This window comes from Streptomyces himalayensis subsp. himalayensis (assembly GCF_013778455.1).
Taxonomy (GTDB): domain Bacteria; phylum Actinomycetota; class Actinomycetes; order Streptomycetales; family Streptomycetaceae; genus Streptomyces; species Streptomyces himalayensis.
Genome location: NZ_JACEHE010000016.1, coordinates 1 through 13,200, shown reverse-complemented (window position 1 = coordinate 13,200; position 13,200 = coordinate 1). Strand labels below are relative to the sequence as shown.

The following is a 13,200-nucleotide window of genomic DNA, read 5'->3' as shown; positions in this document are numbered from 1 at the left end:
TCTCACGAGCGCTGTCCTATGACTTGCGGCGCAGTGCGCGCAGTCCGCGCAACCCGATGACTCCGATGGCCGTCCCCAGGACAAAGGAGACGACGGCCAGCAGCAGGTGCACCCAGAAGTAGCCGGTCGGGTCGCCCGCGTCGTCGAACGCGAGCCCGCTGGCGTCCTTCCAGAGGTTCTTGACGAAAGTGATCCAGATGACCCAGCTCCACACCCCGAAGGCGAGCAGGAACCAGGAGATGGGGCGGCTGAGCTTCATACGTCCAGTATCGCCGTCCGCCGCCCGGTGTCCCGCGCGGGGTGGGGAGGGTGAAACACGACGTGCCTCGGCGACGACATCCCCATCGGCGCCCTGTACGTTCTCGATCGTGCCTGCCTATAACACGTTGAATTTGAAAAGACGGGCCACCTATTTGGTGGCTTCTGTCACGTTGTTGACCGTTTCGATCGCCCCGCCCGCGCTCGCCGACGACAAGCCGGCGGGCAGCCAGGCGAAGCCGCCGGCCGACATGTCGACCGTCGGCGGCGTCCGGCTGGGCAAGGCGGGCACGCAGGTGGACCTCGGGACGGGCGCGCCGGTGCTGCCCAAGGATCTGACGGCCCGTTCCTGGATCGTCGCGGACGCCGAGTCGGGCGAGGTCCTGGCCTCGCACAACGCGCACTGGCGGCTGCCCCCGGCGTCCACCATGAAGATGCTCTTCGCCGACACGGTCCTGCCGAAGTTCCCCAAGACGCAGAAGCACAAGGTCGAGCCGTCCGACCTCGCGGGCATCGGCTCGGGCTCCAGCCTGGTCGGCATCAAGGAGAACGAGACGTACACGGTCCACGACCTGTGGCTCGGCGTCTTCCTGCGCTCGGGCAATGACGCGGTGCACGTGCTGTCCGCGATGAACGGCGGCGTCGACCAGACCGTCAAGGAGATGCAGGAGCACGCCGACGAACTGCAGGCACTGGACACGCACGTGGTCAGCCCGGACGGCTACGACGCCCCGGGCCAGGTCTCGTCCGCGTACGACCTGACGCTGATCGCGCGTTCGGGGATGCAGAATGAGGACTTCCGCGACTACTGCGCGACCGTGCGGGCCCAGTTCCCCGGCGAGACGAAGAAGACGAAGAACGGCACGAAGCGCGGGTCCTTCGAGATCCAGAACACCAACCGGCTGATGACGGGCGACTACGGCCTGAACGCCTACAAGGGCATCGCGGGCGTGAAGAACGGCAACACCACGAATGCGGGCGCGACCTTCACCGGGGTCGCGGAACGCGACGGCAGGGTGCTGCTCGTCACCGTCATGAACCCGGAGAAGAAGGCGAGCAACGAGGTCTACAAGGAGACGGCCGCCCTGTTCGACTGGGGCTTCCAGGCCGCGGGGAAGGTGAGGGCGGTCGGCGAGCTCGTGCCGCCGAAGAGCGCCGACACGGGCAGCGGTTCGAGCGGCGACGCGGGCGGCCGGGCGGGCGCCGCCGGCCCCGGCGACGACACCTCGGACGCGAAGGCGGCGCCCGCGGCCGCAACCAAGGAGGGGTCGAGCGGTATCGCGACCGCGCTGGCGATCACGGGCGGCCTACTGGTGGTGCTGGCCGCCGGCATGTTCGTGGTCAGGCGCCGCTGGCCGCTTCCGGACCTGGTGCGCCGCCGGCCGCGCCCCTGACCCCGGCGCCGCCGCCTCCGTCCTCGTCCCCGTCCGTCACCGGCTCGCTCTCCGGTTCCTTGTGCGGCGTCGCCGTCCAGGCGGCGCAGACCAGCAGCAGCTTCGCGGTGAAGTTGATCCACAGCAGCAGCGCCACCGGCACGCCGAAGGCGCCGTACATGCTCTTCGCCGCCACTCCCCTCATATAGCTGCCGATCAGCAGCTTCAGCAGCTCGAAGCCCACGGCGCCGACCAGTGCCGCGGTGATCAGATGGCGCCGCTCCGGGTGGACGCCGGGCAGCAGGGTGAGGAGGTAGAGCAGCAGCAGGAAGTCGGCGAGGACGGCGATGGCGAAGGCGGCCGTCTGGAGCAGCGCGCCGCCCACGCCGCCCTCGTCGATGCCGAGCTGCCGTGTCGTCCAGCCGACCGCGGTCGACGCGACGGCGGAGGCGAGGAGCGAGGCGAGTCCGGCGCCGCCGAGCCCGAGGAGCACCCCGGCGTCCTTGGCCTTGCGCAGGACTGGGTTCTCCTCGCTGTCGGGCAACTCCCACACGGCGCGCAGGCACTCCCGCATCTGGCCGATCCAGCTGATGCCGGTGACCAGCAGCAGGGCGCCGGCGATGACCCCGACCGTGCCGGCGTTCGCCACGAGCGCGCCGATGTCCAGCTGGTCGGAGATGCCCGGCACCTGGTCGGCGATCCGGTCCTCGAGCTGCCGCACGCGGTCGGCGCTCAGCGTCGCGGCGGCGATCGCGGCGGCCACGGTGATCAGCGGAAAGAGCGCGATGAAACTGACGAAGGTCATCGCCGCCGCGAGCCGGGTCCACTTCACACGGTCGAGACGCTCGTAGGACCGCCACGCGTGCGTGGTCATCAGACGTTCGACGAGGGGTCCGATGCCGGGAAGTCTCTTCAGCCAGTCCATGATCTCTGTGTGCCCCGTACGGAGCGCTCTGTCCCTCGCGCGGAGCCGTGTGTACCCGGTACGGAGTCCTGAGCCCCCTGCCCCGTGCCCTTGTCGGCCCGGAAGACCAGCGTCCGGGTGCCCCAGAAGCGCAGCGCGGTGGCGAGTGCCATGCCGATGCCCGCTCCCGAGACGGTGTCCGCGACCCCGGAGGTGAACCCGAGGCCGTAGTGCGACACCGCGAGGCACAGCAGCTGGACGAGGGCGCCGGCGACGTTCACCGCGAAGAAGACGCCGTACTGCCGCAGCCGCGAGACGTCTGCCGCCCGGTGGCGGTACGTGCCGAGCGCGTTGCCCGCGTACGCGACCGTGCAGCCCGCCACGAACGACAGGGCCTTGGCGGTCAGCGGGTCGAGGCCCACGGGGCCGCGCAGCCAGAGGAAGATCCCGAGGTCGGCGGCGTAGGCGCAGAACCCGGCCGCCGCGAAGCCCAGCACCTCGGGCCCGAGGGCCCGCAGTCCGCCGGGTGCCGTGCGGCCCGGTGCCTGAGGTGCCCGGCTCACCAGTCCGCGACCGCCAGCCCGTACATCGCCAGCCACACCAGGCCGATGACGGCGAGCGCCCGGTCGCGCAGCACGACGTCCTCCGGCTCGCCCGCCGTGCCGCGATCGGCGAAGACCGCGTACCGGAGCACCGCGAGGATGAAGGCGACCATCGACAGCTGCCGCCAGGGCAGCAGGCTCGTGCCGGCGATGCCGCCCTCCTCCAGCGCCCAGAGGCAGTAGCCGAGTACGGCGACGCCGGCCGCGAGCTGCCAGACGAACCGCAGGTAGCCGGTGGTGTACTCGTTCAGCAACGCGCGCGTGGCGCCCGCCTTTCCGGCCATCTGGACGGCTTCGGAGTACCGCTTGGCGGAGACCATGAACAGCGCGCCGAAGCCCGTGGTGATCAGGAACCAGCGGGACAGCGGAATCCCCAGCGCAAGGCCGCCGATCATGGCGCGCATCAGAAAGCCCGTGGTGACGACGGCGAGGTCGACGACGAGGACGTGCTTGAGGCTGATGCAGTACGCCAGTTGCATACCGACGTACGCGGCGAGCAGCGCCGACGTGAGCGCGTTGCACAGCACGAGCGCGGCGGTCGGGGCGAGCACGGCGAGGACGCCGCCGACGGCGTAGGCGACGGGGACGGGCACGTGCCCCGCGGCGACGGGACGGCGGCACTTGACCGGGTGGGCGCGGTCGGCCTCGGCGTCCCGTGCGTCGTTGATCATGTAGACGGCGGAGGCGGCCGCCGTGAACAGCACGAAGACGATCGCCAGTTGGAGGAACGCCCCGGGCGAGAACAGTTCGCCGGCGGCTGCGGGGGCCGCCACGACCAGCACGTTCTTCACCCACTGGCGGGGGCGCGCGGTCCTCAACAGGCCCAGCGTGAGGCCGAGTCGGCCGCTCCTCAGCTGGTCGACGGGGGTGCGGCGCGGGGGTTCGCGCTCGAGTACGGCGGTGCGCTCGGTCATCGGCCCGGCCCTCCGGCGTCCACCGGTCGTCCCCCGGTCATCCACCGGGCCCCGAGCCGGGCCGTCAGGGCCCCCAGGGCCGCGCCCGCCGCGACATCCGACGGGTAGTGGACACCGGCGACGAGGCGGGAGACGCACATCGCGGCGGCGACCGGCCGCAGCAGGCGGGCGCCCCCGGGGCGCAGCGCACCGTAGGCGACCACCGCGGCGGCCGCCGACGTGGCGTGCGAACTGGGGAAGGAGTGCCGGCTCGCGGTGCGCACCAGCGGCTCGACGTGGCCGGGGCGCGGGCGCCGCACGATGCGCTTGACGCCCATGCTGGCCAGGTGTGCGGCGGCGGTCAGCGCGGTGCCGCGCAGCCAGGCGTCGCGCCGCTCGCGGTCGGCGGCGGCGCCCACGAGCCCCGCGGCCAGCCACAGGGCGCCGTGTTCGCCGGTCCAGGACAATGCGCGCGCGGCCGCCGCCACCCGCGGGTCCCTGCCGCAGCCGCGGAGCGCGGACAGCAACCGGTGGTCCATGTCGTGCATGTGGCCCCTTGGTGCTCGATCCATCCGGCTGGCGCTGGACGCTCCGTCCGGCCATCCGGAATGTGCGCTCTCTACGCAACAGCCCTTAATCATGACCGTATTGGACGACACTCCCTGAATCACCCATTCAAGTGACGGGCGGCCACATCATCGGCAAACCACCGATGCCCGTCCATGTCGGGCGATACGGTCGCCGACATGCCAGCAGAGACCGTTTCCGTCACCGGCTGGGGCCGCACGGCCCCGAGCGTGGCCCGTGTGGTCCGCCCCCGCTCGTACGAGGAGGCGGTGGAGGCCGTCCGGGGCTGCGGCAGGCGCGGCGGGATCGCCCGGGGGCTCGGCCGGGCCTACGGCGACGCCGCGCAGAACGCGGGCGGAGCCGTGCTCGACATGACCGGCCTGGACCGCATCCACGTCATCGACACGACCGGGGCTTCGGCGACCGGCTCACCGGCAGGCGGCGCGGGGAGTCCGGCCCGTGGCGCGGCGTGCGGAACGGTGCTGTGCGACGCGGGCGTCAGCCTGCACCGGCTGATGGAGGTGCTCCTGCCGCTCGGCTGGTTCGTACCGGTGACGCCCGGCACCCGCTATGTGACGGTGGGCGGCGCGATCGGGGCCGACATCCACGGCAAGAACCACCATGTGTCGGGGTCGTTCTCGCGGCACGTCCTGTCCCTCGACCTGCTGACAGCGGACGGCCAGGTCCGCACGGTGGAGCGCGGCACACCGCTGTTCGACGCGACGGCGGGCGGCATGGGACTGACCGGCGTCATCCTCTCCGCGACCGTCCGGCTGCACCCCGTCGAGACGTCCCTGATGACCGTGGACACCGAACGCGCCACGGACCTGGACGACTTGATGGCGAGGCTCACCGCCACCGACCACCGCTACCGCTACTCGGTCGCCTGGATCGACCTGCTCGCCCGCGGGGCGTCCACCGGCCGCTCGGTCCTCACACGCGGCGACCACGCCCCCCTGGACGCCCTGCCCGCCCGCACGCGCAGGGCGCCGCTGACGTTCCGCCCGGGACAGCTGCCGGCCGCCCCCCTCCACATGCCCGACCGGCTCCTCGGCCGCGCAACGGTGGGGCTGTTCAACGAGCTCTGGTACCGCAAGGCCCCCAGGTCCCGCACGGGCGAGCTGCAGAAGATCTCGACGTTCTTCCACCCGCTGGACGGCGTCCCGCACTGGAACCGCATCTACGGGCGCAGCGGCTTCGTGCAGTACCAGTTCGTCATCGGATACGGGAAGGAGGACGCCCTGCGCCGGATCGTGCGGCGCATCTCCGGGCGCGGCTGCCCCTCCTTCCTCGCGGTGCTCAAGCGGTTCGGGGAAGGCGACCCGGGCTGGCTGTCCTTCCCGATGCCGGGCTGGACGCTCGCCCTGGACATCCCGGCCAATCTGCCGGGCCTCGGCGGCTTCCTCGACGAGCTCGACGAGGAGGTCGCGGCGGCCGACGGGCGCGTCTACCTCGCCAAGGACTCCCGGCTCCGCCCGGAACTGATCGCCTCGATGTACCCCCGCCTCGGGGACTTCCGCGCGCTGCGCGCGGAACTCGACCCGCGGGGGGTGTTCGTGTCGGACCTGTCCCGCCGGCTGAACCTCTGACCCTCCGTCCGGCCATTCCAGGAACCGGAAAATCCCCAGGAGTTGGTTGTCATGAAGGACGCCTTCGGCACCCCCCAGTCCCTCCTCGTCCTCGGCGGCACATCGGAGATCGCGCTCGCCACCGCCCGCCGCCTCATCGCGCGGCGCACCCGTACGGTGTGGCTGGCCGGCCGCCCCTCGCCCGCTCTGGAGGCGGCCGCCGAACAGCTGCGCGCACTGGGCGCGGACGTCCGTACCCTCGCCTTCGACGCGCTCGAGCCCACGTCGCACGAAGAGGTGCTCGGCAAGGTGTTCGCCGAGGGCGACATCGACATGGTGCTGCTGGCCTTCGGCATCCTCGGCGACCAGGCACGCGACGAGGGCGACCCGGTGGCCGCGGTGCGCGTCGCGCAGACCAACTACACGGGCGCGGTGTCCGCGGGCCTGGTGTGCGCGAGGGCCCTGCAGGCGCAGGGCCACGGGTCGCTGGTGGTGCTGTCGTCGGTCGCGGGCGAGCGGGCCCGGCGCTCCAACTTCATCTACGGCTCGAGCAAGGCGGGCCTCGACGCCTTCACGCAGGGCCTCGGCGACGCCCTGCACGGCACGGGCGTCCACGTCATGGTCGTACGCCCCGGCTTCGTCCGCTCGAAGATGACCGCGGGCCTGGAGGAGGCACCGATGGCCACGACTCCGGAGGCGGTGGCCACGGCCATCGAGACCGGGTTGCGGCGCCACTCGGAGGTGGTGTGGGTGCCGGGGACGCTGCGGCTGGTGATGTCGGCGCTGCGGCATGTTCCGCGGGCGGTGTTCCGGCGGTTGCCGGTGTAGCCGCCCAAGGCACAACGGCTAGCGTTTCAGCCGCACGATCACGGATCTGCTCGTGGGGTTGCCGGCCTGGTTGACCTGGACGTGGCCCACGCCGAGGACCTCGTCGGTGCCGGGTATCGGCTCGATGCCGTTCAGCCAGAGCGACTGCTGGGAGCTGTCTCTGATCCCGCCGGTGCTCGGCAGCCGTGGGCGCTTGATCCTTTCGCAGTCGCCGTCCGCAGTGAGGTACCGGTTCCCGTTGAGGAACACCCCGCGCTCCCCGTCGACGGCCACGGGGACACGGGTGGCGCAGTCGCCCTCCACGGAGGGCTGCTTGCTCCAGCGGGTGCCGTCCCAGCGCAGACGGATGTGTTCGTCGGCGGGCTCGTCTTCCACCTCGCCGTGGTTGAAGGTGTGCGAGCCGTACGCGCGTACGTCGTCCGCGGCCAGCGCGCGGACCGAGGTGAGGAAGGCCACGGGCTCGGCAGGCACCGGGTCCCGGAAGCGGTACTCCGGGGTCCTGGTCGACGTCCAGGAGCGGCCGTCCCAGTGCTGTGCGGCGGGCTGGATGGTCTCGTGGCCGCTCTCCTCGGATTCGCCGCTGCCCTGGTAGCCGACCGCCCACAGGTCGTCGGGCGCGACGCCGTCGAGCGCACTGACCGTGGCGGGCAGGTCCGTGGCGGTCCAGCGGGTGCCGTCCCAGTGCCACACCCGGGAGGTCCCGGCCAGGGCCCAGATGTCGTCCGTGGCGAAAGCCCGCACGTCGACGACCCGGCCGATGTCTGGGATCTCGGGCACAGGGGTCCAGCGCGTGCCGTCCCAGCGCGCCATGCGCGGCGCCTCCAGGCTGTCCAGGCTCGCCGTCAGCAAGAATCCGCCGGAGTCCACCTCGTCGAAGCGGGCCTCGTAGACGCTGTCGCCGAACGCCGCAGGCATGGGACGGCGCTGCCAGCGGGTTCCGTCGTAGTGCAGGAGGAAGCCGTCGTCGGCCGTATCGTCCCCGGCGTAGCTGACGGTGTCGGTGGCGTTGCCGACCACCCAGATGTCGTCGTCGGCGGTCGCGATCACGTCGGAGAGCCTGCCGAGGTCCTTGTAGACCTTGTCGTACTTCCAGCTCATGCCGGGTTCGACCACGGTGTACAAGGCCACCGCGGCGGCGAACACCAGCACGATCACGGCGAGTGCCGCGTTGACCCTGGCCATGTCCCCCCTCGCTCTCCCCGGCTCCGCCCGTACGCCTGCCGAAGGTCAGTGCGCGGGGAGCGTGCTCCGGACCACGGGCGCCGACGCCTGCAGAGGTACGACGGGACCGCCGCCCGGTTCGTCGCCTCCGAAGACGTACTCACGGAGCTTGCGCCACACCGCGTCCGCACCCTGCTCGTAGAGCGCGAAGCCGGTGCAGGGCCAGTCCGCCTCGTAGTCCGCGAGCTCCTCGTACGCCCGGTCCATCGCCTCGTCGTCGATGGCGTGCGCCACCGTGACATGCGGGTGGTACGGGAACTGCAGTTCGCGTGCAACCGGCCCTGATGCGTCCCGGACCTGCTTCTGCAGCCAGGTGCAGGCCTCGACGCCCTCCACGACACGCACGTACACGACGGGCGACAGCGGCCGGAACGTCCCCGTGCCCGACAGCCGCATCGGGAAGGGGCGGCCCGCCGCCGCGACCTCCAGCAGATGCGCCTCGATCGCGGGCAGCTCCGAGTCGTCGACCTCCGTGGGCGGCAGCAGCGTGACGTGGGTGGGAATGCCGTGCGCCGCGGGGTCCCCGAAGCCCGCGCGCCGCTCCTGGAGCAGGCTGCCGTGTGGCTCCGGGACCGCGATCGACACACCGATCGTTACGGTCCCCACGTCTTACTCCTTCGTCGCGTCGGGTGGTGGACAGTCGGGCCGGGGGTACCTCCCAGGCCCTCGATGCACTGGCGATGACCGGCCGGAACGTCCGGCCGGTCCGGTCCCCTCAGTGCTTGGCGGGCAGGAAGCCCACCTTCGCGTACGCCTGGGAGAGCGTCTCAGCGGCGACGGCGCGTGCCTTCTCGGCGCCCTTGGCCAGGATCGCGTCGAGCGTCTCCGGGTCGCCCAGATACTGCTCGGTCCGCTCCCGGAACGGCGTCACGAAGTCGACCATGACCTCGGCGAGGTCCGTCTTGAGCGCACCGTAGCCCTTGCCGGCGTACTTCTGCTCCAGTTCCGCGATACCTGTGCCCGTGAGGGTCGAGTAGATGGTGAGCAGGTTGCTGACGCCCGGCTTGTTCTCCGCGTCGTACCGCACGACCGTGTCCGTGTCGGTGACCGCGCTCTTGACCTTCTTGGCCGTCGTCTTCGGCTCGTCGAGGAGGTTGATCAGGCCCTTCGGCGTGGACGCCGACTTGCTCATCTTGATCGCCGGGTCCTGGAGGTCGAAGATCTTCGCCGTCTCCTTGAGGATGTACGGCTTCGGGACCGTGAACGTGTCGCCGAACCGGCCGTTGAACCGCTCGGCGAGGTCGCGGGTGAGCTCGATGTGCTGGCGCTGGTCCTCGCCCACCGGCACCTCGTTGGCCTGGTAGAGGAGGATGTCCGCGACCTGCAGGATCGGGTACGTGAACAGGCCGACGCTGGCCCGGTCGGCGCCCTGCCTGGCGGACTTGTCCTTGAACTGCGTCATACGGGACGCCTCGCCGAACCCGGTCAGGCAGTTCAGGACCCAGGCGAGCTGCGCGTGCTCGGGAACGTGGCTCTGCACGAAGAGCGTGCAGCGCTCCGGGTCGAGTCCGGCGGCGAGGAGCTGGGCCGCGGCGAGCCGGGTGTTGGCGCGCAGCTCGGCCGGGTCCTGCGGGACGGTGATCGCGTGCAGGTCGACGACCATGTAGAACGCGTCGTGGGTCTCCTGCAGCGCCACCCACTGGCGCACCGCACCCAGGTAGTTGCCGAGGTGGAACGAGCCCGCTGTGGGCTGGATTCCGGAGAGGACACGCGGACGGGCGCCGGGCGTGGAGCGTGGGGGCACCTCCCGGCCGGAGGCTGGGGCAGCCTCGGAACCGGGGGCGACGGGTGGGTGCTCAGAGACCATGCTCAACATTCTCTCAGGTGCGCGCGAAAGCTTGGGAACCGATCCACGACAGCTCGTGAACCGTTTCTTCCGCGGCCGGGAGGGCGACGGCTCACCTCCAGGATGCGGGTGGCAGCGGCCCCGTCGAGCGACTGCCGATGAGACGTGGGACACAGTGCGCCCGGCCGGGCCGACCGGCCCCTGAGAACAGCGTCGGCTGCCGACGGCAGTACGCCGCCGGCAGCCGTGGATCAGCCGGATCGGAAGGGGATCAGCTGAGGTCGATGCCCGGGTAGAGGGGGAATCCGTCCAGCAGGTCGGTGGCCCGGCGGGAGACCTCGTCCGCGACCTTCTCGTCCAGGACGTGCTGCGCCTTGGAGGGGGCGCCCTTGCTGGTCGTGCCCGGCTCGGCCGAGGTGAGCACCCGGTCGATCAGCGCGGCGATCTCGTCCATCTCGGCGGTGCCGAGCCCGCGGGTCGTCAGGGCCGGAGTGCCGATCCGGATGCCGGAGGTGTACCAGGCGCCGTTGGGGTCCTGCGGGATGGCGTTGCGGTTGGTCACGACACCCGAGTCGAGGAGCGCGGACTCGGCCTGGCGGCCGGTGAGCCCGTAGGAGGTCGCGACGTCGATCAGGTTGAGGTGGTTGTCCGTACCGCCGGTGACCAGCGTGGCGCCGCGCCGCATCAGGCCGTCGGCGAGGGCGCGGGAGTTGTCGACGATGCGCTGGGCGTAGTCGCGGAAGTCGGGGCGGCGGGCCTCGGCGAGGGCGACGGCCTTGGCGGCCATGACGTGCGGCAGCGGGCCGCCGAGCACCATCGGGCAGCCGCGGTCGACCTGCTCGACCAGCGAGTCGTCGCACAGCACCATGCCGCCGCGCGGGCCGCGCAGGGACTTGTGGGTGGTCGTGGTGACGATCTGCGCGTGCGGTACGGGGTCGAAGTCGCCGGTGAGCACCTTGCCCGCGACCAGGCCCGCGAAGTGCGCCATGTCGACCATGAGGGTCGCGCCGACCTCGTCGGCGATCTCCCGCATGATGCGGAAGTTCACCAGGCGCGGGTACGCCGAGTAGCCCGCGACGATGATCAGCGGCTTGAACTCGCGGGCCGTGGCGCGCAGCGCCTCGTAGTCGAGGAGGCCGGTCTCCGGGTCGGTGCCGTAGCTGCGCTGGTCGAACATCTTGCCGGAGATGTTGGGCCGGAAGCCGTGCGTGAGGTGGCCGCCCGCGTCCAGCGACATGCCGAGCATGCGCTGGTTGCCCAGCTCGCGGCGGAGCTCGGCCCAGTCCTTCTCGGAGAGGTCGTTGACCTGGCGGGCGCCGGCGCGCTCCAGCGCCGGGGCCTCGACGCGCGCGGCGAGGACGGCCCAGAAGGCGACCAGGTTGGCGTCGATGCCGGAGTGCGGCTGGACGTAGGCGTGGCGGGCGCCGAAGAGCTCCTTGGCGTGCTCGGCGGCAAGGGCCTCGACGGTGTCGACGTTGCGGCATCCGGCGTAGAAGCGGCGGCCGACGGTGCCCTCGGCGTACTTGTCGCTGAACCAGTTGCCCATGGTCAGCAGGACGGCGGGCGAGGCGTAGTTCTCGCTGGCGATCAGCTTCAGCGAGGCGCGCTGGTCCTCGATCTCCTGGCCGATGGCGTCGGCGACGCGGGGCTCCACGCCCCGGATCACATCGAGGGCGCTGCGGAAGGCGGTGGACTCGGTGGAGAGGGGCTCTGGCATGTCGTAGGACCTCCGGACGCGGACACGGGATTCACGGGTCGGCCCAGGCGCACGGCACACGGTTGCGCGGGCCGCTCCCCGATGGTCGGTCCCATCCCAGCGCGCCAGTCACGGCCCGCGGCCAGCCTACCGGCAAGACCCGGGGCCGGCCTTGCCGGTCCAGCAAGCGGGCGGGCAAATCGGGTAGAAAGGGCACACCCTCCCCTCTCTGTCGTACGGACGGAGATCCCGTGACTGCTACGGACACGCTCATCGCCGCCGCCGAGGCGCACAGTGCGCCCACCTATCACCCGTTGCCCGTCGTCATCGCGACCGCGGACGGGGCGTGGATGACCGATGTCGAGGGGCGCCGCTATCTCGATCTGCTCGCCGGGTACTCGGCGCTCAACTTCGGGCACCGCAACCGGCGGCTGATCGAGGCCGCTCAGGCGCAGCTGGAGCGGGTGACGCTGACCTCCCGCGCCTTCCACCACGACCGGTACGCCGAGTTCTGTGCGCGGCTGGCCGAGCTGTGCGGCATGGAGATGGTCCTGCCGATGAACACGGGTGCGGAGGCCGTGGAGACCGCCGTGAAGACCGCGCGGAAGTGGGGGTACCGGGTCAAGGGCGTGCCCGACGGCATGGCCAAGGTCGTCGTGGCGAACAACAACTTCCACGGCCGTACGACGACGATCATCAGCTTCTCCACGGACCCGGAGGCGCGGGCGGACTTCGGGCCGTACACGCCCGGTTTCGAGATCGTCCCGTACGGCGACCTGACCGCGATGCGCGAGGCACTCACGGAGAACGCGGTCGCCGTGCTGCTGGAGCCGATCCAGGGCGAGGCCGGGGTGCTGGTGCCGCCCGACGGCTATCTGCCGGGCGTGCGGGAGCTGACGCGCGAGCGGAACGTGCTGTTCGTCGCCGACGAGATCCAGTCGGGCCTGGGCCGTACGGGCAGGACCTTCGCGTGCGAGCACGAGGGTGTCGTGCCGGATATGTACGTGCTCGGCAAGGCGCTCGGCGGCGGCATCGTGCCGGTGTCGGCGGTCGTCGCGTCCAGTGCCGTGCTGGGGGTGTTCAGGCCCGGGGAGCACGGTTCGACGTTCGGCGGGAACCCGCTGGCGTGCGCGGTGGCGCTGGAGGTCATCGACATGCTGCGGTCCGGCGAGTACCAGCAGCGGGCCGCGGAGCTGGGCGCGCATCTGCACGACGAGCTGCGGCTGCTCGCCGGGAGCGGCGGCGCCGTGCGGGAGGTGCGCGGCCGCGGCCTGTGGGCGGGCGTCGACATCGACCCGTCGTACGGCACGGGGCGGCAGATCTCGGAGCGGCTGATGGACAGGGGCGTCCTGGTGAAGGACACCCACGGCTCCACCATCCGGATCGCCCCGCCGCTGGTCATCAGCAGGGAGGACCTGGACTGGGGACTGGGCCAGTTGCGGGCCGTCCTGGCCGCCAGGACCTGACGTCACAGGCCCCGGAGGCTTAGAGGTGCTCACCTCTT

General features: G+C 71.4%; 13 protein-coding genes and 1 riboswitch. Of the genes, 4 read left to right on the top strand and 9 right to left on the bottom strand.

Features of this window, described 5'->3' with window-relative positions; genetic code table 11:
* Positions 1-16: 16 nt before the first annotated feature.
* On the bottom strand, positions 17-259 hold the full coding sequence (locus H1D24_RS24700; RefSeq protein WP_181659870.1) for an SCO4848 family membrane protein: 243 nt from the start codon (positions 257-259) through the stop codon (positions 17-19).
* A 109-nt stretch (positions 260-368) separates the two neighbouring features.
* Between H1D24_RS24700 and H1D24_RS24695 the strand changes: the two genes are divergently transcribed.
* Entirely contained in the window at positions 369-1,652 is a 1,284-nt protein-coding gene (locus H1D24_RS24695) for a D-alanyl-D-alanine carboxypeptidase family protein (RefSeq protein ID WP_508479866.1), read from the top strand.
* On the opposite strand, the gene H1D24_RS24690 is transcribed toward H1D24_RS24695, so the two are convergent.
* Genes H1D24_RS24690 through H1D24_RS24675 form a run of 4 tightly spaced genes read right to left on the bottom strand, consistent with a single transcriptional unit; the run spans position 1,600 to position 4,578 of the window.
* Entirely contained in the window at positions 1,600-2,556 is a 957-nt protein-coding gene (locus H1D24_RS24690) for a YihY/virulence factor BrkB family protein (protein WP_181659868.1), read from the bottom strand. The two genes, H1D24_RS24695 and H1D24_RS24690, sit on opposite strands and share 53 nt — an antisense overlap.
* Positions 2,544-3,053, bottom strand: coding sequence for a GtrA family protein (locus H1D24_RS24685; RefSeq protein WP_181660037.1), 510 nt, complete (start codon positions 3,051-3,053; stop codon positions 2,544-2,546). The genes H1D24_RS24690 and H1D24_RS24685 overlap by 13 nt, the downstream gene beginning before the upstream one ends.
* A gap of 41 nt (positions 3,054-3,094) precedes the next feature.
* Positions 3,095-4,051 (bottom strand): decaprenyl-phosphate phosphoribosyltransferase, encoded by a 957-nt coding sequence (locus H1D24_RS24680; RefSeq protein WP_181659867.1) that lies wholly within the window; start codon positions 4,049-4,051, stop codon positions 3,095-3,097.
* Positions 4,048-4,578 carry a phosphatase PAP2 family protein gene (locus H1D24_RS24675; RefSeq protein ID WP_181659866.1) on the bottom strand — a complete coding sequence of 177 codons (531 nt, stop codon included), beginning with the start codon at positions 4,576-4,578 and terminating at the stop codon, positions 4,048-4,050. Before H1D24_RS24675 ends, H1D24_RS24680 begins: the two co-directional genes overlap by 4 nt.
* Positions 4,579-4,776: 198 nt before the next feature.
* On the opposite strand from H1D24_RS24675, the gene dprE1 reads away from it, so the two are divergent.
* Positions 4,777-6,186, top strand: coding sequence for an FAD-binding oxidoreductase (gene dprE1 / locus H1D24_RS24670; RefSeq protein WP_181659865.1), 1,410 nt, complete (start codon positions 4,777-4,779; stop codon positions 6,184-6,186).
* A gap of 51 nt (positions 6,187-6,237) precedes the next feature.
* Positions 6,238-6,993 (top strand): decaprenylphospho-beta-D-erythro-pentofuranosid-2-ulose 2-reductase, encoded by a 756-nt coding sequence (gene dprE2 / locus H1D24_RS24665; RefSeq protein WP_181659864.1) that lies wholly within the window; start codon positions 6,238-6,240, stop codon positions 6,991-6,993.
* 18 nt (positions 6,994-7,011) lie between these two features.
* Here the strand turns inward: dprE2 and H1D24_RS24660 are convergent, their stop codons facing one another.
* The 4 genes from H1D24_RS24660 to H1D24_RS24645 all read right to left on the bottom strand — a co-directional run bounded on the left by H1D24_RS24660 (position 7,012) and on the right by H1D24_RS24645 (position 11,717).
* On the bottom strand, positions 7,012-8,175 hold the full coding sequence (locus tag H1D24_RS24660) for a hypothetical protein (RefSeq protein WP_181659863.1): 1,164 nt from the start codon (positions 8,173-8,175) through the stop codon (positions 7,012-7,014).
* 45 nt (positions 8,176-8,220) lie between these two features.
* Positions 8,221-8,820, bottom strand: coding sequence for a 2'-5' RNA ligase family protein (locus H1D24_RS24655; RefSeq protein WP_181659862.1), 600 nt, complete (start codon positions 8,818-8,820; stop codon positions 8,221-8,223).
* A 109-nt stretch (positions 8,821-8,929) separates the two neighbouring features.
* On the bottom strand, positions 8,930-10,021 hold the full coding sequence (gene trpS / locus H1D24_RS24650; protein WP_258564290.1) for a tryptophan--tRNA ligase: 1,092 nt from the start codon (positions 10,019-10,021) through the stop codon (positions 8,930-8,932).
* A 250-nt stretch (positions 10,022-10,271) separates the two neighbouring features.
* Complete coding sequence (locus tag H1D24_RS24645) at positions 10,272-11,717, bottom strand: glycine hydroxymethyltransferase (RefSeq protein WP_181659861.1); 1,446 nt, start codon at positions 11,715-11,717, stop codon at positions 10,272-10,274.
* Positions 11,718-11,751: 34 nt separating this feature from the next.
* A riboswitch (ZMP/ZTP riboswitch) is annotated at positions 11,752-11,839 on the bottom strand.
* 108 nt (positions 11,840-11,947) lie between these two features.
* Here H1D24_RS24645 and rocD point away from each other — a divergent pair.
* Complete coding sequence (gene rocD / locus H1D24_RS24640; protein ID WP_181659860.1) at positions 11,948-13,162, top strand: ornithine--oxo-acid transaminase; 1,215 nt, start codon at positions 11,948-11,950, stop codon at positions 13,160-13,162.
* Positions 13,163-13,200 lie beyond the last annotated feature (38 nt).